Here is a 23,077-nt window from a genome sequence, read left to right as displayed (position 1 = left end):
CCGTAGTCACACGGTCAGACCCCGAACCAGGAGATCAAGCAGCGCACACACGAACAGGGCAATCCCGATGAACCCATTGACGCTGAAGAACGCCCTGTTCAGGCGCGACAGGTCATGCGGCCGCACGATCGAGTGCTCGTACACGAACGCGCCGGCCACGATCAGCAGGCCCAGCCAGAAGAAGGAGCCCGCGTCCGTGGCGAGGGCATACCAGACGAGCAGGGCCGTCGTGATCGCGTGGCAGACCCGGGCGCCCCGGATCGCCGCCGGGATACCGAAGCGGGCCGGGACCGACATGACGCCGGTCTCGCGGTCGGTGTCGACGTCCTGGCAGGCGTAGATCAGGTCGAAGCCGCCGATCCAGATGCCGACGGCGAGGCCCAGGATGACCGCGTCCCAGGACCAGGCGCCGGTGATGGCCAGCCAGCCGCCGACCGGGCCCATCGCCTGGGCGAAGCCCAGGATGGCCTGCGGGAAGTTCGTGAACCGTTTGCCGTAGGGGTAGACCACCATCGGGATCACCGCGATGGGGGCGAGGGCGAGGCACAGGGGGTTCAGCAGGGCCGCCGAGCCCAGGAAGATCACCAGGGCGATCAGGGCGCCCGTCCAGGCGTGCCGGACCGACATCGCGCCGGTCACCAGCTCGCGGTGGGCGGTGCGCGGGTTCCGTGCGTCGATCTCGCGGTCGATGATCCGGTTGACCGCCATGGCGAAGGTCCGCAGGCCCACCATGCAGACGGTGACCAGCAGCAGCCGGCCCCAGTGGATGTTCCTGTCCCACTGGAACATGGCCGTCAGCGCGGCGATGTACGCGAAGGGCAGCGCGAACACCGAGTGCTCGATCATCACGAGGCGCAGGAACGCCTTGGTACGTCCTGGCTGCGGGATCGCGGCGGAGGCGCTGCTCACAGTCCGTACTCCTTCCAGCGGCGGTCGACCTTCGCCGCCGTCTCCGGGTCGGACTCCACCATGTCGGGCCAGCCGCCGTCACGGGTGTAGCCCTCCTCGGGCCACTTCTTCGTGGCGTCGATACCCGCCTTGCCGCCCCAGAACTGCTGGTAGGAGGCGTGGTCGAGGTGGTCCACCGGGCCCTCGACGACGGTCAGGTCGCGGGCGTAGTCCGTGTTGCCGAGCGCCCGCCAGGAGACCTCGTGCAGATCGTGGACGTCGCAGTCGGAGTCGACGACCACGATCAGCTTGGTCAGGGACATCATGTGGGCGCCCCAGATCGCGTGCATCGTCTTCTGGGCGTGCTTGGGGTACTTCTTGTCGATCGAGACGATCGCGCAGTTGTGGAAACCGCCGGACTCCGGCAGGTGGTAGTCCACGATGTCCGGGACGATGATCTTGAGCAGCGGAAGGAAGAAGCGTTCCGTCGCCCGGCCGAGCGGTCCGTCCTCCGTCGGAGGCCGGCCCACGACGATCGACTGGAGCAGCGGCCGCCGCCGCATCGTCACACAGTCGATCTTGAGGGCGGGGAACGGCTCCTGCGGCGTGTAGAAGCCGGTGTGGTCGCCGAACGGGCCCTCCGGCAGCATCTCGCCGGGCTCCAGCCACCCCTCCAGCACGACCTCCGCCTGCGCCGGGACCTGGAGCGGAACGGTCTTGCAGTCGACCATCTCGATCCGCTTGCCCGCGACGAAGCCCGCGAACAGGTACTCGTCGATGTCCCCGGGAAGCGGGGCGGTTGAGGCGTACGTCACGGCGGGCGGGCACCCGAAGGCGATCGCGACCGGCAGCCGCTCGCCCCTGCGCGCCGCCACCTGGTAGTGGTTGCGGCTGTCCTTGTGGATCTGCCAGTGCATGCCGATGGTGCGCTTGTCGTGGCGCTGGAGGCGGTACAGCCCGAGGTTCCGTACGCCGGACTCCGGGTCCTTGGTGTGGGTGAGCCCCAGGTTGAAGAAGGAGCCGCCGTCCTTGGGCCAGGTGAACAGGGCCGGCAGCCGGTCCAGGTCGACCTCTTCCCCGTGCAGCACGACCTCCTGCACCGGCGCGCTGTCCGACTTCACCTTCTTCGGCGGTACGTGCGTCATCGCGCCGAGCTTGCCGAAGGCCTCGCGCACCCCGACGAACCCGTGCGGCAGCTCGGGCTTGAGCAGCCCGCCGATCTTGTCGGAGATGTCGCCGTAGGACTTCAGGCCGAGGGCCTTGAGCAGTCGTCGGTCGGTGCCGAAGACGTTCATCGCGAGGGGCATCGAGGAGCCCTTCACGTTCTCGAAGAGCAGCGCGGGACCGCCGGACTTCTGGACCCGGTCGACGATCTCCCCGACCTCCAGATACGGATCGACCTCAGCCTTGACGCGCTTGAGGTCACCTTCGCGCTCCAGTGCCCTGAGCAGGGAACGAAGATCGTCGTAAGCCATGGGGTCAAGTATCCCCGAGCGGCTACCCTGGCCCTGAACCCGGGGGCCATGCCCCCGGCCCCGACGACCGTTTCGCTGGAGAGGGCCCATGCTCCGGGTGCTGATGTTCCTCGTGCCACTGGCGCTGAGCGTGTACGCGTTCATCGACTGCATCAGCACGAAGGAGGACGACATCCGCCACATGCCCAAGCCGCTGTGGGCGATCCTCGTCCTGCTCTTCCCGCTCGTCGGCTCGATCTCCTGGCTCATCGCGGGCAAGAAGCGCAGCCCGGCCGCCGAGGGCTGGTCCGGCGTACGGGACCAGCGTCGGCGTCAGCAGTGGGTGGCGCCCGACGACAACCCCGAGTTCCTGAAGTCCCTGGACGAGGACGACGACAAGCGGGACGACAAGCGGAAGGACGACGGGCCGAAGCGCGACGAGCCCTGACGGGACCGTCCCGGCACACTCCCCACGAGCGCCCCAACTCTCCACGACAGCCTCACAGTTGACCGTGGATACCGGCTTGCACCCGGCGCCACCTTGAGTAGTTAATGGCCATCAGGCAGTGATGGGCATCAGTGATGGGTTGTCATCACCCATACCTCAGGGGGACCGTTGGAGAGAGTCGAACCGCCCGGACATCACGACATACCGCCCCCGCCCGCCGTACCGCCGAGGGCGGCGACAGCGGTCGACCTGCGGGTCGGCAAGCGGCTGCTGTGGGTCGACGGGGCCGCGTATCCGCTGGAGAACGTGACACGCGTGTACACGTACACGCTCACGCCCCGGCGCAAGGAAGCCACCCTGCTCTTCGTCAAGCGCGTGGGGGTCATCCTGTCGGTGGCGTTCGCCCTGACGATCCTCGGTGGTCTCACGAGCATCGCCAACGAGGGCGCGGGCGGCACGATCCTCACGTTCGTCTGGCTGGGTGCGCTGGCCGCGCTCGCCTTCAGCATCGTGGAGCTGGTGTCCGTCCTCACGGCGCCCTCGCAGTACGTCCTGGCCGTCGAGACGTCCGGCCCGTCGATCGCCATGGTCACGAGCGCCGACCCGCGCCAACTGGACCAGCTCGTCGGCTCGATCGTGCACGCGATCGAGAACCCCGAGGTGGAGTTCCAGGTCAGGGTGGACCGGCTCATGGTCAACCCCCGTAACTACTACTTCGGGGACAACGTCAACATGTACGGCGGCACGGGCAACGTGGGGGTGGCGCACGGATGAGCGGCGACAACTACTACTTCGGCGACAGCGTCACCCTGCACGGCGGCCGGAACAACGTGGGCATCGACAAGCGGCAGATGGTGTCCGACGAGGCGTCGGCGGCGTCCGCCGAGATGCTGGCGGCGGTCCGGGAACTGCTGCGGCTCGTCGAGGAACTGCGCACCCAGGTCCCGGCCGCCAGCGCCCGGACCATCGAGGACTCGGTGCCGGCCCTCAGCCCCGACACCGAGACGGCACCGCAGGACCGGCACCGCGCCCTGATGGCCATCGCGGGCATCGCCGCGACGGTGGGGGCGGTGGGACAGCCGGTGCTGGAGGCGGTCAACAGGGTCCTCGGGCTGCTCGGCGGTCAGTAGGAGTCCCGTCCGGTCCGGCCGCCGTTCCGGTGGGTGACGCTCCGCCGTCGAGGCACGCAAGGCGTGCGGCGCGGGTACATTTCCGCACGTTGGCCCTCGTGTTCCGAGCACTGGAGAGTCGGTGAGGATGGAGCTCCTGGATCAGGCGACGGCCCGGACCTGGCTGGCCACCGCCGTCACGGAGGCCCGTGCCGGGCTGGCCGAGGGCGGTATCCCGATCGGCGCCGCGCTGTACGGGGCCGACGGGACGCTGCTGGGGCGCGGCCGCAATCGGCGCGTCCAGGACGGTGACCCGTCGCTGCACGCCGAGACGGCGGCGTTCCGGGCGGCCGGGCGGCGGCGGTCGTATCGCGGCACGACCATGGTGACCACGCTCTCGCCCTGCTGGTACTGCTCGGGACTGGTCCGGCAGTTCGGCATCTCCCGGGTGGTGATCGGCGAGGCGGTCACCTTCACCGGAGGCCACGACTGGCTGGCCGAGCACGGCGTGGAGATCGTGCTCCTCGACGATCCTGACTGCGTGGAGCTGATGCGCGGCTTCACCAAGGACCACCCCGACCTGTGGAACGAGGACATCGGTGAGTGACCTGCCCAGCACCCCTCAGACCCCCCGCCCCCACCAGGCCCCCGGCGCCCCTCAGTCCCCCCGCATCCCCACGATCGACCTGCGCCCCTGGCTCGACGGCGACCCCGACGCCCGCCGGGCCATCGCCCGCACCGTCGACGAGGCCCTCCAGACCGCCGGATTCCTCCTGGTCACCGGGCACGGCGTGGCCCCGGCCCTGCGCGCCCGCATCCGCGCGGCGGCCCGCGCCTTCTTCACGCTCCCCGTCGAGGTCAAGCAGGCGTACGAGGCGAAGGTCGGCGGCCGCGGCTGGCTCGGGCCCGGCGCGGAGGCCAACGGATACGCGGAGGGCACCGAGACCCCGCCGGACCTGAAGGAGTCGCTCACCTTCGCCACGCACGAGCCCTTCGACGACCCGGTGATCAACGCCGAGTGGTACGCGCCGAACGTCTGGCCCGCGGAGACACCCGAACTGCGGTCGCTGTGCGAGGAGTACCTGGCACGGATGGGCGAGCTGGAGAACCAGCTGCTGTCCCTGCTCGGCGAGGCCCTCGGCCTCGAACCCGACTTCTTCTCCCGGCACATGGACCATCCGACGTACGGCTTCAACATCAACTGGTACCCGGGGACGGAGGTGATCGGCGCCCCGGAGCCCGGTCAGTTCCGCATCGGGCCGCACACCGACTTCGGCACCGTGACGATCCTCGACCGGCAGGCGGGCAAGGGCGGCCTGCAGGTCTACACGGACGACGGCGGCTGGGAGGACGCGCCCTTCGACCCGGAGGCGTTCACCATCAACATCGGGGACCTGATGGCCCGGTGGACCGGTGACCGCTGGCGGTCCGGACGGCACCGGGTGCTGCCGCCGCCCGCGGACGCGCCGGCCGAGGAGCTGATGTCCCTCGTCTACTTCGGTGAGTGCACCCCCGGCACGCTCGTGGAGTCCGTACCGGCTCCGGTGGGGCGGGTGGCGTACGAGCCCGTCGACTCGCACGTGTATCTGCGGGCGAAGCTGGACTCGATCACCGTGGACTGACGCCGGTCACCGTCGACCGACCGCAGCCGCCGTCACCGCCACCGTCACCGTCACCCGGGAACGGTCCTCACGGGCCCTCTTGGAGTACGCCGATCAGCCGCTCGAAGCGCGCCCGCCACCGGGGCTCCGACTCCTCCCCGCCCTGGAACTCATGGGTGAAGCGCAGGACGCTGCCCTCGTCCCCGTCCCGCTCCAGGTGGAACCTGATCCGGCCGCCGGTCCCCACCGTGTACTCGGCGACCCGCTCCACGTCCCACGCGGTGATCGAACCCGACCCGATGTCACGCAGCGTGACCGCGCCGCCGAGCCGTGGCTCCAGGACGTCGGCGGCCGTGAACCAGGACGCGAGCCCCTCCGCGCTGGTCAGCGCGGGCCAGACGGTCTCCATGGCCTGGGGAAGCCGCACCAGGAAGTGCAGGATGTGCGTGTTTCCATGGGTCTGGCTGATGCCCTGTTCCACCGAACCGGTCATGACACCAGCCTGACCCCACGGGGCGCGGAACGCACCCCGCTCCGGGCGCCCCCGGACCTACACCCCGGCGTAGGAGTGCTTGCCGGAGACGAAGATGTTGACACCGTAGTAGTTGAAGAGCCAGCAGCCGAAGGCGATCAGCGCCAGGTAGGCGGCCTTGCGGCCCTTCCAGCCGGCCGTGGCGCGGGCGTGCAGGTAGCAGGCGTAGGCGACCCAGGTGATGAAGGACCAGGTCTCCTTGGGGTCCCAGCCCCAGTAGCGGCCCCACGCGTCGCCCGCCCAGATGGCGCCCGCGATGATCGTGAACGTCCACAGCGGGAAGACGGCGGCGTTGACGCGGTAGGAGAACTTGTCCAGGGACGCCGAGGCGGGCAGCCGGTCGAGGACGGAGTTCGCGAAACGGCCCGGGGTGCCGCCGTTCGCCAGCTTGTTCTCGTAGGAGTCCTTGAAGAGGTAGAGCAGCGTGGAGACGGCGCCGACGTAGAAGACCGCGCCGCAGAAGATCGCGGTCGAGACGTGGATGTACAGCCAGTACGAGTGAAGAGCGGGAACCAACTGGTCGCTCGCGGTGTACAAGACAGTGACGGCGAGGCCGAGATCGAGGAGGACCGTGGTGATCAGGAACAACCCGAGCCAGCGCACCTTCTTCTTCAGCGCGAGCAGGGAGAGGTACACACCGACGGCGACCGTGGAGAAGGTGATGTTGAACTCGTACATGTTGCCCCACGGCGCCCGCTCCACCGACAGAGCCCGCGTGAGCACACCACCGAACTCGACGAGGAAGGCGAGGACGGTGAGGGAGATGGCGATACGCCCGTAGAGGTCGCCCTGCGCGTCCCCGCCGTGCGCCCCGGGCCCGTCCGGCACGTCCCGCTGGCCGGCCGCGGCCCGCACGACGACCTTCGGCCGCTCCAGTACGGCGGTGGAGCCGCCCTTCTTCACGGTGACGGCGGGCGCCTCGGCCTTCCCGCCCTTCCCGGCCTTCGCCGGGGTGAGCGCAGCGGCCGTGCGGCCGACCTTGCTGCGGCTGCCGAGGAGCCATTCGGCGATGTAGGCGAAGAAGGCCAGGGTGTAGACGGCCATCGACGAGTAGATCAGCGTGTTGCTGATGTTCGCGAGGTTTTCGTTGGTGGCGGCGGCCAACTCGGTCGCGGCGGCGAGAGTCACTTGCTGTCAGCCCCTTCGGCGGGTGCGACTTGGGGGTCGGGGGAAGCTGCGGAATCTGCGGGGTCGTCTTCGGGGTCGGGTGCGCCCGGAGCCTGCTCGTACAGGATCCCGGCGAGGTCGCCGAGCTCCTCCGGCACCTTGGCGGACTCGCTGCGACCGAGACCGGCCATCTCGACGACCGTGACGCCGTCGCTGCCGGTGGTGGCCCGAACCCACACGCGGCGGCGCTGGATGAAGAGGGAGGCGGCGAGACCGAAGATCGCGGCGATCGCACCTGCGAGGGCCCAGCCGCTGCCGGGCTGGCGGGCGACCTGGAAGCCGGCCCACTCCTTGATCTCCTTCTCGAAGGTGATCGAGCCGGCGCCGTTCGGGAGCTTCATGGTCTCGCCGGGCTTCAGGTTCTCCCGGACCTGGGCGCCCTTGGCGTCCTTGAAGCCCTTCAGGTTCTTCTTGTCCAGCTGGTACACGCTCTGCGGGATGCCGGCGTCCACCCCGAGGTCGCCGTGGTAGGCCTCCAGGTTCAGCACCGGGTTCAGCAGGGCGGGGAACTGGGAGACGACCGCGGTGCCCGCGCCGCCGTACGACGGAAGGAAGAAGGCTTGGAAGCCGAGCTGCTCCCGTTCGCCCTTGGGGTTGCGGTAGCCGTCCATGACCTTGATCGCGCCGGTGGAGGTGACGTTGCCGTCGAGCGGGAGGAGAGGTACCGCGTCCTGGTAGACGATCTTGCCCTTGCCGTCGCGGATCGTGACGACGGGGGCGTAGCCGTGGCTGACGAGGTAGACCTTCGAGCCGCCGATCTCCAGCGGCTCGTTGACCTTGATGGTGGTCTTCTTCTCCTTGTCGGAGGAGCCCACGCTGTAGGTGATGTCGGCCTTGTAGACGCGCGGGGTGCCCCGGTTGGGGCCGGAGGGCTCGTAGCTGCCGACGAAGTTCTTCAGGTTGAAGCTGAACGGGTCCAGGTCGTCCTGGGTGAACAGGCTGCCGGACTTGAAGTCGTCGTACTGCGTGAGGGTGTTGGAGAACCCGTCGCCCTCGACGACCAGCTTGTTGCCCTCGGACTTGAACAGCTGGCCCCAGGCGAAGGCGATCAGCATCACGATCAGCGCGATGTGGAAGGCGAGGTTGCCGACCTCGCGCAGATAGCCCTTCTCCGCGGCGACGGCGTCACCGGCGAGGTGGGCGCGGAAGCGGCGCTTCTTCAGCAGGGCGAGCGCGGCCGCGCGGACCTGCTCGGGCTCGGCCTCGGTGCGCCAGGTGGTGTAGGCGGGCAGCCGGGTCAGCCGCTTGGGGGCGCCCGGCGGCCGGCCGCGCAGCTGGCCGACGAACTGCCAGGTGCGCGGGATGATGCAGCCGATGAGGGAGACGAACAGCAGGATGTAGATCGCGGAGAACCACACCGAGCTGTAGACGTGGAAGAGGCCGAGCTTGTCGTAGATCGGCGCGAGCGTCTCGTGGGCCTTGCGGAACTCGGCGACCTTCGTCTCGTCGATCCCGGTCTGCGGGATGAGCGAGCCGGGGATCGCGCCGAGGGACAGCAGCAGGAGCAGCAGCAGCGCGACCCGCATGGAGGTCAGCTGCCGCCAGAACCAGCGGGCCCAGCCGATGACGCCGAGGGACGGCAGATTGGGGGCGTCCTCCGCGGGGGCGGTGGAGAGCTGGGAGCCCGCGGCGCCCAGGTCCTCGTCGGCGGCGGCCGACGTGGTGTCGGGTGCGCCGGTCTTCGTCTCGCTCATCGATCAGATCCCCACACTGAAGCCGGTGGACCAGACCTGCATCTCCTGCACGATGCGGTCCCACGCGCCGGTCAGCAGCAGCACACCGGTCGCGATCATCATGGTGCCGCCGATGCGCATCACCCAGACGTAGTGGCGCTTGACCCAGGCGAAGGCGCCGAGGGCCTTGCGGAAGGCTACGGCAGCGAGCACGAAGGGCAGGCCGAGGCCCAGGCAGTAGGCGACGGTCAGTATTGCGCCGCGGCCGGCGCTCGCCTCGTTGTAGGACAGCGCGATCACGGAGGTCAGCGTCGGTCCGAGGCAGGGCGTCCAGCCGATGCCGAACAGCGCACCGAGGAAGGGCGCGCCGACCAGCCCGGTCACGGGCCGCTGGTGGAAGCGGAACTCACGCTGGGTCATCCAGGGCATCAGGCCCATGAAGAAGACGCCCATGGCGATCATGAGCACGCCCAGCACCTTGGTCAGGACGTCCTTGTGCTCCTGGAGGGTGGCGCCGAAGAAGCCGAACAGGGCTCCGCTGGAGACGAACACCGCGGTGAAGCCGAGCACGAACAGGGAGGCGCCCGCGACCATCCGTCCGCGTCGGGCCTCGGCGAGGTCGGTGCCGGTGACTCCGGTGACGTAGGAGAGATAGCCGGGGACCAGCGGCAGCACACAGGGCGAGAAGAAGGAGACGAGGCCGCCGAGCAGCGCGATGGGCAGAGCGAGCAGCAGGGCGCCGCTCATCACCGTCTCGTTGCGACCGGCGACCTCGGCGAGCGTGGTCAGTGCGCTCACGTCACTTCTCCGCGAGGACGGGCTTGAGCATGCTGCGCAGGGTTTCCTCGCTGAGCGGCGTCAGCGCACGCGCGGCGAGCCTGCCCTTGCGGTCGATGACGAGCGTGGAGGGGATCGCCTGCGGGTTGAGCGTGCCCTTCTTGAAGCGGAGCATCTGCTTGCCCGTGGGGTCGTACAGGCTCGGGTAGGTGATCCCGAACTCCTTCTCGAAGGCCTTGGCGACCGTGGTGTTGGTGTCCCGGGTGTTGATGCCGATGAACTCGACGCCCTGGCCCTTGACATCGTCGTAGACGGTCTGGAAGTTCTTCGCCTCGGCGCGGCAGGGCGGGCACCACGATCCCCATACGTTGATGACGAGGACCTTGCCCTTGGTGCCGGCGGTGGAGAGCTGCTTGCCGTCGATCGTCTCGCCGGAGAGGACCGGCGCCACCGCCCGCTTGCCCTGGGCGACCGTGTCGATGCCGTTGTCGCCGGGGACGAAGCCGGTGTCGCCGCCACCGCCCGACGGGCCGCCGGAGCTGCACGCGGACAGGGTCAGCGCGGCCACGGCTGCGGCGGTGGTGAGCAGGGCGGTACGGCTACGGGCGCGGCTGGCGGCACTCATGTGAAAAGTTTCGCATGCCCGTTCCGGGGATCTTTGGCACCCCCCTCTCGGACGTAGACCCGCATTTCAGGCGGCGTTCTGCGTCCCCGCGGAAGCGTCCTGACCGCTCTGACCGCTCCCCTGGCCACCTTGGCTTCCCTGGGTGCCCCTGAGGAAGGTCTTCCAGCCGCCGACGGGCTGCTGGCCGACCTCCAGCGTGCGCAACTTGTCCAGAATGCCCGGCTTCTGTACGTCCATCCAGTCCACGAACTGCCGGAAGGAGACGAGACGGATGTCTGCGCCCTTCTCCCTCTCCCGCGCGATGTACTTCAGGGCCTCCTCGACGGCGTCCATGTATATGCCGCCGTTCCACTGCTCGAAGTGGTTGCCCACGAAGAAGGGTGCACGGTTTGTCTCGTACGCCCGCTTGAATCCCTGGATGTACGCCTGCGCCGACTGCTGGCGCCAGCCGGGGTAGTTGTGGCTGGGCGCGTTCGTCGAGTTGATCGACTGGTTGGCGAGCATGTTGTAGTCCATGGAAAGGACCTCGAACGAACGTCCGGGGAAAGGTATCTGCTGCAACGGCAGGTCCCACAGCCCCTGCTTCTTCCCCGGCCACACCTGACGGCCGCCGGGCGAGGAGGCGTCGTAGCGCCAGCCCAGCTCACGGGCGGTGGGCAGCAGGTTGTCCTGGCCGAGGAGACAGGGCGTACGGCCGCCGACGAGCTCCTTGTCGTAGTCGAAGGGCAGCGAGGGCAGGTCGGTCCAGCCGGAGTTGGTCCGCCACTCCTTGACGAAGGCCTTGGCCTGGTCGATCTCGCTGCGCCACTGCTGCGGGGTCCAGTTGCCGACGGTGCCGTTGCCGGCGCAGAAGTGGCCGTTGAAGTGGGTGCCTATCTCGTGGCCGTCGAGCCAGGCCTGGCGGACGTTCTTCAGCGTCGCCTTGATGTGCTCGTCGGTGAGGTAGCCGATGTCGGAGGCGCCGCGCGGGTTGTTCGGCGGTTCGTAGAGCCGCTTCTTCGACTCGGGGAGCAGATACAGCCCCGAGAGGAAGAAGGTCATGTGCGCCTCGTGCTCCTTGGCGAGTTCGAGGAAGCGCGGGAAGAGGCCGTTGCCGACCTCGCCGGCGCCGTCCCAGGAGAAGACGACGAACTGCGGGGGCTCCTGACCCGGCTCCAGCGGCTCGGGCTTGCCCGGCTGGTTCGGCTGCTTGCCGGTGTAGGAGGTGGAGCCGTCGCCTATGGGACGGGCGCGGTGGGTCTGGGCTCCGGGCTGGTTGCCCGTACCGCCGTTGGAACCCTCGGCGTGGTCCGACCCGTCTGACGAGGTGAGCGTGCCGCATCCCGCGAGTCCGAGGGCGGCGGCCGCTCCGGCACCGAGTCCGATGACTCCCCTTCGGCTGAAGTTGCGCATTGCTGCCCCGTCCGTCGTGCTTCTGTGGTGGTCACCCAGTCAGAGGGCACGACGAACGGGGAGGTTCCTCCTCCATCGCGGAGGAACCGCAACAAATGTCACAACCGTGTATTGAGCACGCCGAAGGGGCGCCGCGCCGTATCGCTGTGCGGCTCCGCCGCGTGGGCGCGGCCGGCCCCCGCGGCGCGCGGACGCGTGATGGCGCTCCCAGCGGAGCGTCTAAGCGCCGAAGGCCTTGTCCTTCCCCTTCACCGGCTTGGCGCCGGCGCGGAGATGGGCGGGGACGAGGTCGATGGCCGGCTCGCTGTAGCCGACGGACACGATCCGGTCGCCCTGGTACGTGAAGCTCGTCAGGGACGCGAGCGTGCACTGCCGCTTGCGCGGGTCGTGCCACAGCCGCCGCTTCTCGACATAGCTGCGCACGATCCAGATCGGCAGCTGATGGCTGACCAGCACCGCCTCGTGCCCGCGCGCCGCGTCCTTGGCGGAGTCCAGCGCGCCCATCATCCGCACGACCTGGTCGACATACGGCTCACCCCAGGACGGCTTGAAGGGGTTGACCAGGTGCTTCCAGTTCTCCGGCTTCTTCAGCGCCCCGTCCCCGACGCCGAAGGTCTTGCCCTGAAAGACGTTGTCGGCCTCGATGAGCCGCGCGTCGGTGGCGAGGTCGAGACCGTGCGCCTTGGCGATCGGCGTCGCGGTCTCCTGCGCCCGCTCCAGCGGGGAGGCGCAGACGTACGTCACATCGCGGGAGGCGAGGTGCTCGGCGACCCGGTCGGCCATCTGCCGCCCGAGCTCGGAGAGGTGGTACCCGGACAGCCGCCCGTAGAGGATCCCGTCCGGGTTGGCGACCTCGCCGTGCCGCATGACGTGTACGACGGTGACGTCGCCGTTCTCGGTCGTGGAGTTGTCGCTCATGCCGCCGTGGCCTCCGCCGCTGCTCGGGCCGCCGCCGGGAGGGCGTCGGCGATCCGCTGGACGGCCCGCTCGTCGTGGGCCGTGGACACGAACCAGGACTCGAAGGACGAGGGCGGCAGATAGACGCCCTGCGCCAGCATCGAGTGGAAGAAGGCGGTGAAACGGAAGGATTCCTGGCGCTTGGCGTCCTCGTAGTTGCGCACTTCCCGGTCCGTGAAGAAGACGGAGAACATGTTGGAGGCGTTCTGCAGCCGGTGCGCGACGCCTTCCTTCGCGAGGGCCTCCGTGACGAGGAACTGGATCTGCGCGGAGACGGCGTCGACCGTGTCGTACGCGGCCTCGTCGAGGAGCCGGAGCTGGGCGAGGCCGGCGGCGGTGGCGACCGGGTTCCCGGAGAGGGTGCCGGCCTGGTACACGGGCCCGGCCGGGGCGAGGTGGGCCATCACGTCGGCGCGTCCACCGAACGCGGCGGCCGGGAAGCCACCGCCCATGACCTTGCCGAAGGTCATCAGGTCGGGCTTGACACCGTCGACGCCGTACCAGCCGGCGCGACTGGTCCGGAAGCCGGTCATGACCTCGTCGGAGATGTAGAGGGCGCCGTTCTTGCGGCAGGCGTCCTTCAGCCCCTCGTTGAAGCCGGGCAGCGGCGGGACGACGCCCATGTTGCCGGGCGAGGCCTCGGTGATCACGCAGGCGATCTCGCCGGGGTAGCGGTGGAAGGCCTCGTGGACGGACTCGAGGTCGTTGTAGGGGAGGACGATCGTGTCGCCGGCCTGGGCGCCGGTGACGCCGGGGGTGTCGGGCAGGGCGAAGGTGGCGACGCCGGACCCGGCCGCGGCCAGCAGCGAGTCGACGTGCCCGTGATAACACCCGGCGAACTTGATCACCTTGGTCCGCTGGGTGAACCCGCGGGCGAGCCGGATGGCGGACATGGTCGCCTCGGTGCCGCTGGAGACGAGCCGGACCTGTTCGAGCGGCTCGATCCGGTCGACCATCTCCTCGGCGAGCGCGACCTCGCCCTCACCGGGCGTACCGAAGGAGGTACCGCGGGAGACGGCGTCCTGGACGGCGGCGATCACGTCCGGGTGGGAGTGCCCGAGGATCATGGGGCCCCAGGAGCAGACGAGGTCGACGTACTCACGTCCGTCGGCGTCGGTCAGGTACGGACCGGTACCGGACACCATGAACCGGGGCGTACCGCCCACGGCACGGAAGGCGCGGACCGGGGAGTTCACGCCGCCTGGGGTGACGACCGCCGCACGGTCGAACAGGGCCTGCGAGGCCGGTGCTTCGTATGGATAGGGCGATTCGCTCATGGCCTGCGACTTCTCCGACCTTCTCGGGCTCCGATGGGCAGTGACCTCCTCAGGGTAGGCCAGCGGGAGGTCGCGGCAGCGGGACGGCCGCCGCCCCGCCGAACGGGCTCCCTCCGCCTCCCCCGCTGTCCACTTCCCGGCGGCTGCCCGCCCGCGATCTGCGAGACTGGGCGTGATACACACAGCTCATGCGGGGCGTGGTGGTCAGGGACTGAAAAGATCCTGCGGACAGGTGTTTCAACGCACGTTTCGGCGGGCGGCCGTGGGGGAGGTCACTGACACGATGATCGGGTTGCGCGGCGGGCGCCACGCGTCCTAGAAAAGCAGTCGGGTGGAGATATGCATCGCGGTGGCGGACTGGGCGAGGGGACTGATGACCTGGGTCCTCGACGTGCCCGGCGGGGAAGGCACCGGCGCGACGCGGAGGATTCGAACGAAGCACGTCAGGGACACGTAGTACCGGATATGCCGGGTGTACCGAACGAATCAGAGCGGGCCGACCGTCACAGTGATCGGCTGAGGGCGAGCAGGAATGGTGGTCGGGTGGGGGTGACGTACAAGTACTTCGGCGCGCCGGACGGTGCGACCGCGGCCCGCGTCCCGATCTCGATGCGCCCCGAAGAACTCGGCGGCGACGAACTCGGCATGAACGGCATGTTCACCAAGATCAAGCCGGAGACGATGGCCGCGATGGTCCTCACGGGCATCGAGGGCGTCCCCCTGCACAAGGTCCCGCCCCTGGAACTGGTCGTCCTCCACCCCGACTACGCGGTGGTCAAGCTCCCGATGACGGTGGTCGACCCGCTGCGGGGCATAGGAGAGGAAGCGGTGGGCGCGGCCGCGTTCATCTGGTCCACGGTGCCGGATCGGGGTGGGCCGCGGGATGCGTTCAACGTGTACCAGTTGCTGCACGAGTGGCAGGACTTCAGCCATCGCCTCCATGAGGCGGGGCATCAGCCGTACTGCCTTGTGTGGCCCTGACCAGGGGCTTCAGGGGTTTCGGGCGGGGTTTCGACCCCGCCCTCGTCATGTGCCGAGACGCTGCGGTGGTAGGCCCGCCAGGGTGCGCTCGCCCACCGTCCGCAACGGATCTCACCGGACCCGGCGGTCCCGCCGGTACGGCCGACAGATCTGAACCGATACCGGGAATCAGGCCGCGACGAGCTCCTGCTCGCGGTCCGGCGTCCTGACCGCGGGCTTCTTGTTCGGCAGCGAGAGCCGGAAGACCTTGCGCCACGCGGAGAACACCTGCTTGGGCAGCGGCCCGGTGACGTACTCCAGCTCGTACTTCTCGAACAGGGCGCGCACCTTCACCGCGACCTCGGCGTACCGGTTGCTCGGCAGGTCCGGGAACAGGTGGTGCTCGATCTGGTGCGACAGGTTGCCGGTCATGAAGTGCATGGCCTTGCTGCCGCTGATGTTCGCCGAGCCCATCATCTGGCGCAGGTACCACTGGCCGCGCGTCTCGCCCTTGATCGACCGGCGCTCGAAGACCTGGACGCCCTCGGGGAAGTGCCCGCACATGATGACCGAGTGGGACCAGAGGTTGCGAACCAGGTTCGCGGTGAACGTGGCGGCGAGCGTGGGGAGGAACGACGGGCCCGACAGCAGCGGGTGGATCACGTAGTCCTTGAGCACCTGCTTGCGGATCTTGCGGCCCACGGCCTTGGCCCGCGCGCGGAACTCCGGGTTCTTGCGGCGGCGCTTGTGCAGGTTCTTGCCGAGCTCCAGGTCGTACGCCGCGATGCCGTACTCGAAGAAGCAGGCGTTGAGGAAGTTCCACAGCGGCTGGCCGAGGTGGAACGGGTGCCACTTCTGGTCCTCGTCGACGCGCATGATGCCGTAGCCGAGGTCGTTGTCCTTGCCGATCACGTTGGTGTACGTGTGGTGCAGCTCGTTGTGCGAGTGCTTCCACTGGTCGGCCGGCGAGACGTGATCCCACTCCCAGGTGGTGGAGTGGATCTTCGGGTCCCGCATCCAGTCCCACTGGCCGTGCAGGATGTTGTGGCCGATCTCCATGTTGTCCATGATCTTCGCCACGGACAGCCCGGCGGTGCCGATCAGCCACGCGGGCGGGAAGATCGAGAACAGCAGTACGCCCCTGCTGACCAGCTCGAGCTTGCGCTGCGCCGAGATGACCTTGCGGATGTAGGCGGCGTCTTTCTCGCCGCGACCGGCGATCACCTCGTCGCGGATCGCGTCCAGCTCGCGGCCGAGTTCCTCGATCTGCTCCGCGGTCAGGTGAGCGGTCGGGTCGATGGCGGTCAAGGTGCTCCTACCGTTCGATGTCGCAGGGGCCCGCCGCGGCGGACACACAGGTCTGGATGAGGACGCCCGGCTCGGCCTCGGTGATCTCGCCGGTGCGCAGGTCGCGGACGGCGCCCGCCTTGAGCGGCGTGACGCAGCCGAAGCAGATGCCCATGCGGCACCCGGAGGGCATGAGCACGCCGGCCTCCTCGCCGACGTCCAGCAACGGCGTGGCGCCGTCCGCGTCGACGGTCTTGCCGGTGGCGCTGAACGTGACCTCGCCGCCGTCACCGGCGGCGAGGATGGTGGGGCGGAAGCGTTCGGTGTGCAGGCGCTCCGGGACGCCGTGCTCGCTCCAGTGCTTTTCGGCGGCGTCGAGCAGGCCCGCGGGCCCGCAGGCCCAGGTCTCGCGCTCGGCCCAGTCGGGCACGAGTTCGTCGAGCCGGGCGATGTCGAGCATGCCGTCGGTGTCGGTGTGCACCTCGGTGAGCCGCAGCTTCTTGTCCGCGACCAGGTCGTGCAGTTCGTTGCGGAAGATCACGTCCTGCGGCTGTGGCGCGCAGTGGACCATGACGACGTCGTCGAACTCGGTGTCGCGCAGCATGCCCATCACGGGCGTGATGCCGCTGCCGGCCGTCAGGTAGAGCACCTTGGCGGGCTTGGCCTGCGGCAGCACGAAGTCACCGGTCGCCTGGTCGAGCTGGATCAGCGTGCCCGGTTTCACCCTGCGGACCAGGTGGTTGCTGACCTTGCCGTCCGGGATCGCCTTCACGGTGATCGTGACGCGGCCGTCCCGGCGGTTCGTCGGCGAGGTGAGGGAGTAGGCACGCCACAGGCGCACCCCGTCGACGTCGACGCCGATCCGCACGTACTGACCGGCCGTGTGGCCGCGCCAGCCCCGTCCCGGCCTGATCACGATGGTCGCGGCGTCACCCGTCTCGGGGTGCACGGCCTCGATGCGCCCACGCAGGTCGGCGCCCGCACGCAGCGGGCTGACCAGGTCGAGGTAGTCCGACGGCAGCAGCGGTGTCGTGACCATCTCCAGCAGTTTCCACGCCCTGCCGCGGAGGGCTGCACTCGTCATGACTCCAGCTTGCTGTGCCTCAAGGCGTAAAGTCCTGACCGCAGGACGTGAATCTGGTCGGCTGAATTGTTCGCAGGGAACAAAAACATGAGCCATGCAATCCAGAGGGCCACCGAGCTGGCCCTGGATGAGACGACGGTCACCGCACTGCGGGCCGTGCTGAGGACCACCGCCGACGAGGTCGTCCAGGCGATCATCGACGAGGTCCCTCCGTACGCGGGCGCCCTTTCGGGCCGCATGGGCGGCACCATTCGCCGAGCCGTCCGCACCGCCCTGGGTCACTATCTGGACCTCGCGAGCGGGAACGCCACGGGCGGTGACGCCGGTGACGCAGCCTACGAGCTGGGCCGCGGCGAGGTGCGCGACGGCCGTTCGATGGACGCCCTCCTCAGCGCCTACCGCGTCGGCGCCCGCGTGGCCTGGCGATGCCTGGCAGCGGGTGCCGTACCCGCAGGTCTGCCCGCCGCCGAGGTCGCCAAGTTCGCCGAGCTGACCTTCGCCTACATCGACGAGCTCTCGGCCGCGAGCGCCGCGGGCCACGCCGACGAACTGGCCGCCCAGGGCCGGGCCCACGAGCGCCACCTGGAACACCTGGCCCGCGACCTCCTCGCCGGCGCGAGCCCGGACGTACTGCTTGCCTCTGCTCAACGGGCCGGGTGGCAGCCTCCGGTTTCGCTGACGGCGGTCCTGCTGCCCGCCGCCCAGGCCCGGCCTGCCTACCGCGCGCTCGACCCGAGCACCCTCGTCCTCGACGATCTGCCGGACGCCTCCGGCGTGCTGCTCGTCCCCGATGCCGACCGCGCCCATCTCTTGCGGCAGCTGACCGACCGCACCGCCGTGGTCGGACCGGCCCGGCCATGGACGCGTGCGTCCGCCTCGTACGCCCGAGCCGTACGCGCGCGCTCCCTCTCCTCCGATATCCGCGACACCGAGGACCACCTGCCCGAGCTGGTGCTGAGCGCCGACGCGGACGCTTTCGCAGACCTGCGTGCCCGAGCCCTCGCACCGTTGCGGACCTTGCCTGTCGCCACCGCGCGGCGGCTGGAGGAGACGCTGCGGGCGTGGCTGCTGCACCAGGGCAGACGGGATGAGGTGGCGGCGGCGTTGTTCGTCCATCCCCAGACCGTCCGGTACCGGATGTCGCAGCTGCGGGAGCTGTTTCCGGATCTCGCCTCGCCGCACCGGGTCCTTGAACTGACGCTGGCGGTGGGTCTTCGGGCCGGCTGACCCGTTCTTCGACCGTCCAGAACCGCGCCGGCGAGCGGTCCAGGAATCGTGGCCTCGTCCTCGGTGCTCATGCGGTGAAACGGATATCGGGAGGCATGTGGGCGGTTCCGGGTGGGAAGCGCGTTGCCCCGTCGGGCTTCTGGGCGTTTCCCTGGCGTAGACCTCTAGTCAAGGAAGTCCGGTCATGCCCCGTCCCGCACATATCGCCATGGTCGGTACGTCTGCGGTCAGCCATGTGCTGCCCAGCCTGGAGATCGTTCGTGAGCTGGTGGCCCGCGGTCATCGGGTGACGTACGCCGTCTCCGGTCGCGTCGCCGAGCTGATCTCCCCCACCGGCGCCGAGTTGGTCGGCATCGCGTCGACCCTTCCGGTCGCCGACGGTGACTGGCCGCAGGATCCCATCGGCGCCGCGTCCCTGTTCCTCGAGGAGGCGATGGCCGTGCTGCCGCAGTTGCACGCCGTGTACGACGACGCTCCCGCCGATCTCTACCTCCACGACGTCGGCGCGTACGCGGGGCGGGCGCTGGCCGAGGCGCAGGGCCGTGGTCTCGTGCAGCTGTCCGCCGCGCACGTGGGCTGGGATGGGGCCGGGGAGCAGATCGGTGCGTCGTTCGACGGGCTGCCCGGAGGTCCCGCGTACCGGGCGCGGTTCGGGGCCTGGCTGAGCCGGTGCGGGGCGGTGACCACGGACGTCGAGGAGTTCATCGGGCGTCCGCGTCGGGTGCTCGCCATGATCCCGCGGGCCATGCAACCGCATGCGGACCGGGTGGACGCCGAGGCGGCGACGTTCGTCGGCCCGTGCTTCGGCGCCGGTCAGGAGCGGGACGGCTGGAAGCGGCCGACCGGTGCGGAGAAGGTGCTGCTGGTGTCGCTGACCGGCTCGGCGTACCACGGGCCTCAGGAGATCCACCACCAGTGCCTGGCCGCGTTCGCGGATCTCCCCGGGTGGCATGTGGTGTTGCAGACCGACGGCACCGGTGGCGGTGGTGGAGGCGGCCCCCTCGGTCCGGGGAACCGGATTCCCGCCAACTTCGAAGTGCGGCCCTGGGAGCCGCCGTTGACGATTCTGGAGCATGCGGACGTGTGGGTCACGCACACCGGGATGGGCAGTTGCAGCGAGGGACTGTACGCCGGGGTGCCGATGATCGCGGTGCCGCAGGGGGCCGACCAGCACCTTCACGCCGGCCGGCTCGTCGAGCTGGGCGTCGCCCGCCGTATCGACGCCGCGGACGTCACGGCGGCGACGTTGCGTACCGCGCTGATGGAACTCATCGGCGATCCGCGGGTCGCCGCGCGCTCGGCCTGGCTGTGGTCCGAGGCCCGCGCCGAGGGCGGCACCCGCCGGGCCGCGGATCTGGTGGAGGAGCAGTTGGTGGGGGAGCAGCAGGTGGCGGGGTAGCAGCAGGTCGTCGGGGGCGGAGTGGCCGACCGCTCGGTTCGCGCATCACCACCGGCCCGACCGCTCGGTGGGCCCGACCGCTCGGTTCGGGCATCACCACCGGCCCGACCGCTCGGTTCGCGCATCACCACCGGCCCGACCGCTCGGTTCGCGCATCACCACCGGCCCGACCGCTCGGTTCGCGCATCACCATCGGCCCGACCGCTCGGTTCGCGCATCACCACCGGCCCGATCCCGTCCGCACCCCGACCCGCTGCACCCCGCCCCACTCCACCCCACGGGCCCTACAGGCTGCGCGCGGTGATGTCGCCGTACGCCGTGGTCGCGTGGATGGTGAGGCCTGCTGCGGTGCCGTCCGCGTTCTGGAGGGTGTTGTGGATCCGCCCGTAGCCGGTGCCGGCGTCGAGGGAGGCGGAGACTCCGCGGGCGGCGCCGACCGAGATGCCGCCGTGCTCGGTGCGCAGGGTGAGCGCGCCGTGCTGGGCCTCGGTGATGCGCAGGTCACCCTTCTGGGTGCTGATCCGCGCGGGACCGGCCAGGCGGCCGACCGAGACGTCGCCGGCCGTCAGGGTCAGCCGGGCGCTCGCGGCCTCGTCGAGCTTGACCGAGCCGTGGGCGCCCTCGAAGGTGACGTCGCCGAGCCGTCCGACGCCCCGGAACTCGCCGCTGGCCGTCTTCGCCTCGACGTGGGAGCCGGCCGGGAGCTGAACGGTGACCTCTACGGCTCCGGAGGGGCCGAAGTACTGGTTCTTCGCCTCGGGCGCCTCGATGCGCAGGACGCCGCCGTCACCGCCGTCACCGTAGGTGACCTGGATCTGCTCGGCCGCCTTCACGTCCCGGCTCTTGGTGGCGTCCGCGGGCAGGATCTCGACCGTGGTGTCGGCCCGGTCGGCGGCGATGAAGCGGACGTGCCCGGCGGGGATGTCCAGGACGACGGAGACCGGGGCGGGGGTGGAGGTGTCGAACTTCTGCATGATGCGCTCCTGTGTGTGCTTGCTTGCCTTCGTTTTCTGACATTAGAAACGCTACGTTGCGTTCGAAGATCTGGCAATCAATTCGTTGCACTCAATAGCCATCTATGCAGTTCACAGCCGTGAAATCATTGCAACGACCTTGAATTTAACGCAACGATCCTCAACTCAATCATTGCAATGAATGCCGATGAACGCTATGCTGGCGACATCAGAGCCCGCGAGACCCCGAAGGGAGCCCCCATGCCGGGAGGCAGGCTCACCCAGCAGGAACGGCAGCAGATCGCGCTGGGTCTGGCCGACGGCCTCGCCTACGCGGAGATCGCCAGGCGCCTCGAACGCCCCACCTCGACCGTCACCCGGGAGGTGATGCGCAACGGCGGCCCCACCGCCTACCGCGCCGACCTCGCCCACCGGGCCACCGAACGCCGCGCGCACCGGCGTCGGCAGGCCGCGCCCCGAGGCGGTGAGGCGCCCGCGCAGGCCTACGGGCGGGACGCCGAGGCTGTGCGGGAGTACGAGGAGACGTTCACGACCGTCCTGATACAGACGGGCACGCCCAAGATGATGGCCCGGGTGCTGACCTGCCTCTACACCAGCGACGCGGGCAGTCTCACCGCGGCCGAGCTCGTCCAGCGCCTCCAGGTCAGCCCGGCGTCCATCTCCAAGGCCATCGCGTTCCTCGAGGGCCAGGGCCTGGTCCGCCGGGAGCGCGACGAACGCCGGCGCGAGCGCTACGTCGCCGACAACGACGTCTGGTACCAGTCCATGATCGCCAGCGCCCGCGGCACCACCCAGCTCGCCGAGACCGCACGCGAGGGCGTGCATGTCCTCGGCCGTGACACCCCGGCCGCGATCCGCCTGGAGAACATCGCCCGTTTCCTCGACTTCGTCTCCGAGAGCATCGCCCGCGCCGCCGACCAGGCCCGCGACATCCTCCACACCCGGCCCGGGACGGCGTCGGACGACAGCAGCACCACCTGAGCGGGCGGCTCACGCCCCGGGCGTCCCCTGCCCCAGGTCCCTGCCAGCAGGTCCCTACCTGCTCCCTGCCCCTGCCCCCTACCCCCGGTCCGCCTCCTGCTCGTCCTGAGGGCGGGGCGCCGGGGCCGTGGTGGCCCGGGGGATCAGATGGGTCGGCAGGACCACGTGCCGTTCGCGCTCCGCCTGGGAGTCCTCGGGCACGTGGGAGTCCTCGATGAGCCGCAGCGCCAGCTCGCCCGCCTCGCGGCCGATGTCCGAGGGTGACTGGGCCACCGTGGACAGGTCGAACCAGTCGGCGAGCGGCTGGTCGTCGAAGCCGAGGACGGAGATGCGTTCCGGAACGGCGATCTGCGTCCGGCGCAGGGTCCGGATGACCGCGACCGCGACCTCGTCCTGTTCGGCGAAGATCGCGGTGGGCGGCTCGCGCAGGCTCAGCAGCCGGCCGAGCGCCTCGGCGGTGCCGCGCTTGTCGCCGGCCGTCGTCGCGGCGACCAGGTCGTCGTCGAGGGGGACGCCCGCCTCGGTGAGGGCCTGCTGGTAGCCGAGCAGCCGTTCGTTGGAGCTGAACGAGAAGCCGCTGGCGCCCACGGTCTCCAGGAACGCGATCCGGCGGTGGCCGAGGTTGAGCAGGTGCCGGGTGCCGTGCAGGGCGCCGGCCACGTCGTCGACGTAGACGCTCGGCCGGCCCTCGACATGCTGGCTGACGTAGATGACGGGCATGCCGAGGCTGTCCAGCCGGGCGGTCTCGGCGTCGGTGAGGTCGAAGGAGAACACCAGCAGCGCGTCGGCGTTGCGCCGCGCCGGGAGGCGTTCGAAGAACGAGGTGCGCTCGGTCATGTCGGGGATGACATAGACGTTGAGTTCCATGCCCGCCGACCGCAGCAGCGGGGCCAGGCTGGACAGGGCGGCCCCCATGAACCAGGCGTCGAGGGTGGGGACGAGCACCGCCACGTTCCCGGTCCGGCCCGTGACAAGGCTTGCGGCCTGCCGGGATACGGCGAAGTTCAGCTCGCGCGCGGCCTCCTCGACGCGGGCGCGCACCTCCGGCGACACCGTGGAGAGTCCGCGCAGGGTCCTGGAGACGGTGGATGTGGAGACCCCGGCCCGTTCGGCTACGTCAGCCATCGTGGGGTGCCGCTGAGCTGGTGGCATGAGCGGACGGTAGCACAGGCGGCACCGCGTTCCCGGGTCGCTGTGACAGCGCTTTCATCGCATCCCGCGCACCATTACCGCGAAGTAGCGCATTGACTTCGGGATAGCCCGCC

The 23,077-nt window shown here is 69.7% G+C and carries 23 protein-coding genes; 9 read left to right on the top strand and 14 right to left on the bottom strand.

Going from position 1 to position 23,077, the window contains the following annotated elements:
- Nucleotides 1-6: 6 nt before the first annotated feature.
- Entirely contained in the window at nucleotides 7-909 is a 903-nt protein-coding gene (gene mqnP, locus ACFZBP_RS24860) for a menaquinone biosynthesis prenyltransferase MqnP (protein ID WP_391416215.1), read from the bottom strand.
- Complete coding sequence (locus ACFZBP_RS24855) at nucleotides 906-2,363, bottom strand: menaquinone biosynthesis decarboxylase (RefSeq protein WP_391416213.1); 1,458 nt, start codon at nucleotides 2,361-2,363, stop codon at nucleotides 906-908. The genes mqnP and ACFZBP_RS24855 overlap by 4 nt, the downstream gene beginning before the upstream one ends.
- 88 nt (nucleotides 2,364-2,451) lie before the next feature.
- On the opposite strand from ACFZBP_RS24855, the gene ACFZBP_RS24850 reads away from it, so the two are divergent.
- From ACFZBP_RS24850 to ACFZBP_RS24830, 5 genes are all read left to right on the top strand, one after another.
- On the top strand, nucleotides 2,452-2,790 hold the full coding sequence (locus tag ACFZBP_RS24850) for a PLD nuclease N-terminal domain-containing protein (protein ID WP_383460654.1): 339 nt from the start codon (nucleotides 2,452-2,454) through the stop codon (nucleotides 2,788-2,790).
- Nucleotides 2,791-2,958: 168 nt separating this feature from the next.
- Nucleotides 2,959-3,564: a DUF6232 family protein gene (locus tag ACFZBP_RS24845; RefSeq protein ID WP_391416211.1), complete on the top strand. Its 606-nt coding sequence runs from the start codon at nucleotides 2,959-2,961 to the stop codon at nucleotides 3,562-3,564.
- A complete protein-coding gene (locus ACFZBP_RS24840; RefSeq protein WP_383460648.1) occupies nucleotides 3,561-3,920 on the top strand; it encodes a hypothetical protein in 360 nt (119 codons plus the stop codon). Before ACFZBP_RS24845 ends, ACFZBP_RS24840 begins: the two co-directional genes overlap by 4 nt.
- Before the next feature lie 127 nt (nucleotides 3,921-4,047).
- Nucleotides 4,048-4,506, top strand: a complete 459-nt coding sequence (locus ACFZBP_RS24835; RefSeq protein ID WP_383460646.1) for a nucleoside deaminase — start codon at nucleotides 4,048-4,050, stop codon at nucleotides 4,504-4,506.
- A 1-nt stretch (nucleotide 4,507) separates the two neighbouring features.
- Complete coding sequence (locus ACFZBP_RS24830) at nucleotides 4,508-5,521, top strand: isopenicillin N synthase family dioxygenase (RefSeq protein ID WP_383460716.1); 1,014 nt, start codon at nucleotides 4,508-4,510, stop codon at nucleotides 5,519-5,521.
- A gap of 67 nt (nucleotides 5,522-5,588) precedes the next feature.
- On the opposite strand, the gene ACFZBP_RS24825 is transcribed toward ACFZBP_RS24830, so the two are convergent.
- From ACFZBP_RS24825 to hemL, 8 genes are all read right to left on the bottom strand, one after another.
- Nucleotides 5,589-5,993 (bottom strand): SRPBCC domain-containing protein, encoded by a 405-nt coding sequence (locus ACFZBP_RS24825; RefSeq protein WP_391416206.1) that lies wholly within the window; start codon nucleotides 5,991-5,993, stop codon nucleotides 5,589-5,591.
- Between the two features lie 57 nt (nucleotides 5,994-6,050).
- Nucleotides 6,051-7,160 (bottom strand): c-type cytochrome biogenesis protein CcsB, encoded by a 1,110-nt coding sequence (ccsB, locus tag ACFZBP_RS24820; protein ID WP_391416204.1) that lies wholly within the window; start codon nucleotides 7,158-7,160, stop codon nucleotides 6,051-6,053.
- On the bottom strand, nucleotides 7,157-8,893 hold the full coding sequence (locus tag ACFZBP_RS24815; protein WP_391416202.1) for a cytochrome c biogenesis protein ResB: 1,737 nt from the start codon (nucleotides 8,891-8,893) through the stop codon (nucleotides 7,157-7,159). The genes ccsB and ACFZBP_RS24815 overlap by 4 nt, the downstream gene beginning before the upstream one ends.
- Nucleotides 8,894-8,896: 3 nt before the next feature.
- A complete protein-coding gene (locus tag ACFZBP_RS24810) occupies nucleotides 8,897-9,670 on the bottom strand; it encodes a cytochrome c biogenesis CcdA family protein (RefSeq protein ID WP_383460633.1) in 774 nt (257 codons plus the stop codon).
- 1 nt (nucleotide 9,671) lies between these two features.
- Complete coding sequence (locus tag ACFZBP_RS24805) at nucleotides 9,672-10,274, bottom strand: TlpA family protein disulfide reductase (protein ID WP_383460630.1); 603 nt, start codon at nucleotides 10,272-10,274, stop codon at nucleotides 9,672-9,674.
- Between the two features lie 66 nt (nucleotides 10,275-10,340).
- Entirely contained in the window at nucleotides 10,341-11,666 is a 1,326-nt protein-coding gene (locus ACFZBP_RS24800) for a hypothetical protein (RefSeq protein WP_391416199.1), read from the bottom strand.
- A gap of 219 nt (nucleotides 11,667-11,885) precedes the next feature.
- On the bottom strand, nucleotides 11,886-12,584 hold the full coding sequence (locus ACFZBP_RS24795) for a histidine phosphatase family protein (RefSeq protein ID WP_217205841.1): 699 nt from the start codon (nucleotides 12,582-12,584) through the stop codon (nucleotides 11,886-11,888).
- Nucleotides 12,581-13,900 carry a glutamate-1-semialdehyde 2,1-aminomutase gene (gene hemL, locus ACFZBP_RS24790; RefSeq protein WP_391416196.1) on the bottom strand — a complete coding sequence of 440 codons (1,320 nt, stop codon included), beginning with the start codon at nucleotides 13,898-13,900 and terminating at the stop codon, nucleotides 12,581-12,583. Before hemL ends, ACFZBP_RS24795 begins: the two co-directional genes overlap by 4 nt.
- 339 nt (nucleotides 13,901-14,239) lie before the next feature.
- On the opposite strand from hemL, the gene ACFZBP_RS24785 reads away from it, so the two are divergent.
- A complete protein-coding gene (locus ACFZBP_RS24785) occupies nucleotides 14,240-14,881 on the top strand; it encodes a hypothetical protein (RefSeq protein ID WP_078504104.1) in 642 nt (213 codons plus the stop codon).
- Nucleotides 14,882-15,049: 168 nt separating this feature from the next.
- Here ACFZBP_RS24785 and ACFZBP_RS24780 read toward each other — a convergent pair whose 3' ends face one another.
- Together ACFZBP_RS24780 and ACFZBP_RS24775 are read right to left on the bottom strand one after the other, a co-directional pair.
- Nucleotides 15,050-16,168, bottom strand: a complete 1,119-nt coding sequence (locus ACFZBP_RS24780; protein ID WP_391416194.1) for a fatty acid desaturase — start codon at nucleotides 16,166-16,168, stop codon at nucleotides 15,050-15,052.
- A gap of 7 nt (nucleotides 16,169-16,175) precedes the next feature.
- A complete protein-coding gene (locus ACFZBP_RS24775) occupies nucleotides 16,176-17,231 on the bottom strand; it encodes an FAD-binding oxidoreductase (protein WP_391416192.1) in 1,056 nt (351 codons plus the stop codon).
- Nucleotides 17,232-17,318: 87 nt separating this feature from the next.
- Between ACFZBP_RS24775 and ACFZBP_RS24770 the strand changes: the two genes are divergently transcribed.
- A complete protein-coding gene (locus ACFZBP_RS24770; RefSeq protein ID WP_383460611.1) occupies nucleotides 17,319-18,458 on the top strand; it encodes a PucR family transcriptional regulator in 1,140 nt (379 codons plus the stop codon).
- A gap of 184 nt (nucleotides 18,459-18,642) precedes the next feature.
- Nucleotides 18,643-19,857 carry a macrolide family glycosyltransferase gene (locus ACFZBP_RS24765; RefSeq protein WP_391416189.1) on the top strand — a complete coding sequence of 405 codons (1,215 nt, stop codon included), beginning with the start codon at nucleotides 18,643-18,645 and terminating at the stop codon, nucleotides 19,855-19,857.
- Nucleotides 19,858-20,141: 284 nt separating this feature from the next.
- On the opposite strand, the gene ACFZBP_RS24760 is transcribed toward ACFZBP_RS24765, so the two are convergent.
- Complete coding sequence (locus ACFZBP_RS24760) at nucleotides 20,142-20,831, bottom strand: DUF4097 family beta strand repeat-containing protein (RefSeq protein ID WP_391416187.1); 690 nt, start codon at nucleotides 20,829-20,831, stop codon at nucleotides 20,142-20,144.
- A gap of 240 nt (nucleotides 20,832-21,071) precedes the next feature.
- Here ACFZBP_RS24760 and ACFZBP_RS24755 point away from each other — a divergent pair, with 240 nt between their 5' ends.
- Nucleotides 21,072-21,812 carry a helix-turn-helix domain-containing protein gene (locus ACFZBP_RS24755; RefSeq protein WP_383460602.1) on the top strand — a complete coding sequence of 247 codons (741 nt, stop codon included), beginning with the start codon at nucleotides 21,072-21,074 and terminating at the stop codon, nucleotides 21,810-21,812.
- Nucleotides 21,813-21,890: 78 nt separating this feature from the next.
- Here the strand turns inward: ACFZBP_RS24755 and ACFZBP_RS24750 are convergent, their stop codons facing one another.
- A complete protein-coding gene (locus ACFZBP_RS24750) occupies nucleotides 21,891-22,937 on the bottom strand; it encodes a LacI family DNA-binding transcriptional regulator (RefSeq protein WP_383460713.1) in 1,047 nt (348 codons plus the stop codon).
- Nucleotides 22,938-23,077: the final 140 nt, after the last annotated feature.

This window comes from Streptomyces sp. NPDC008086, from assembly GCF_042957325.1.
Classification (GTDB): domain Bacteria; phylum Actinomycetota; class Actinomycetes; order Streptomycetales; family Streptomycetaceae; genus Streptomyces.
This window is presented reverse-complemented; position numbering and strand designations above follow the sequence as displayed.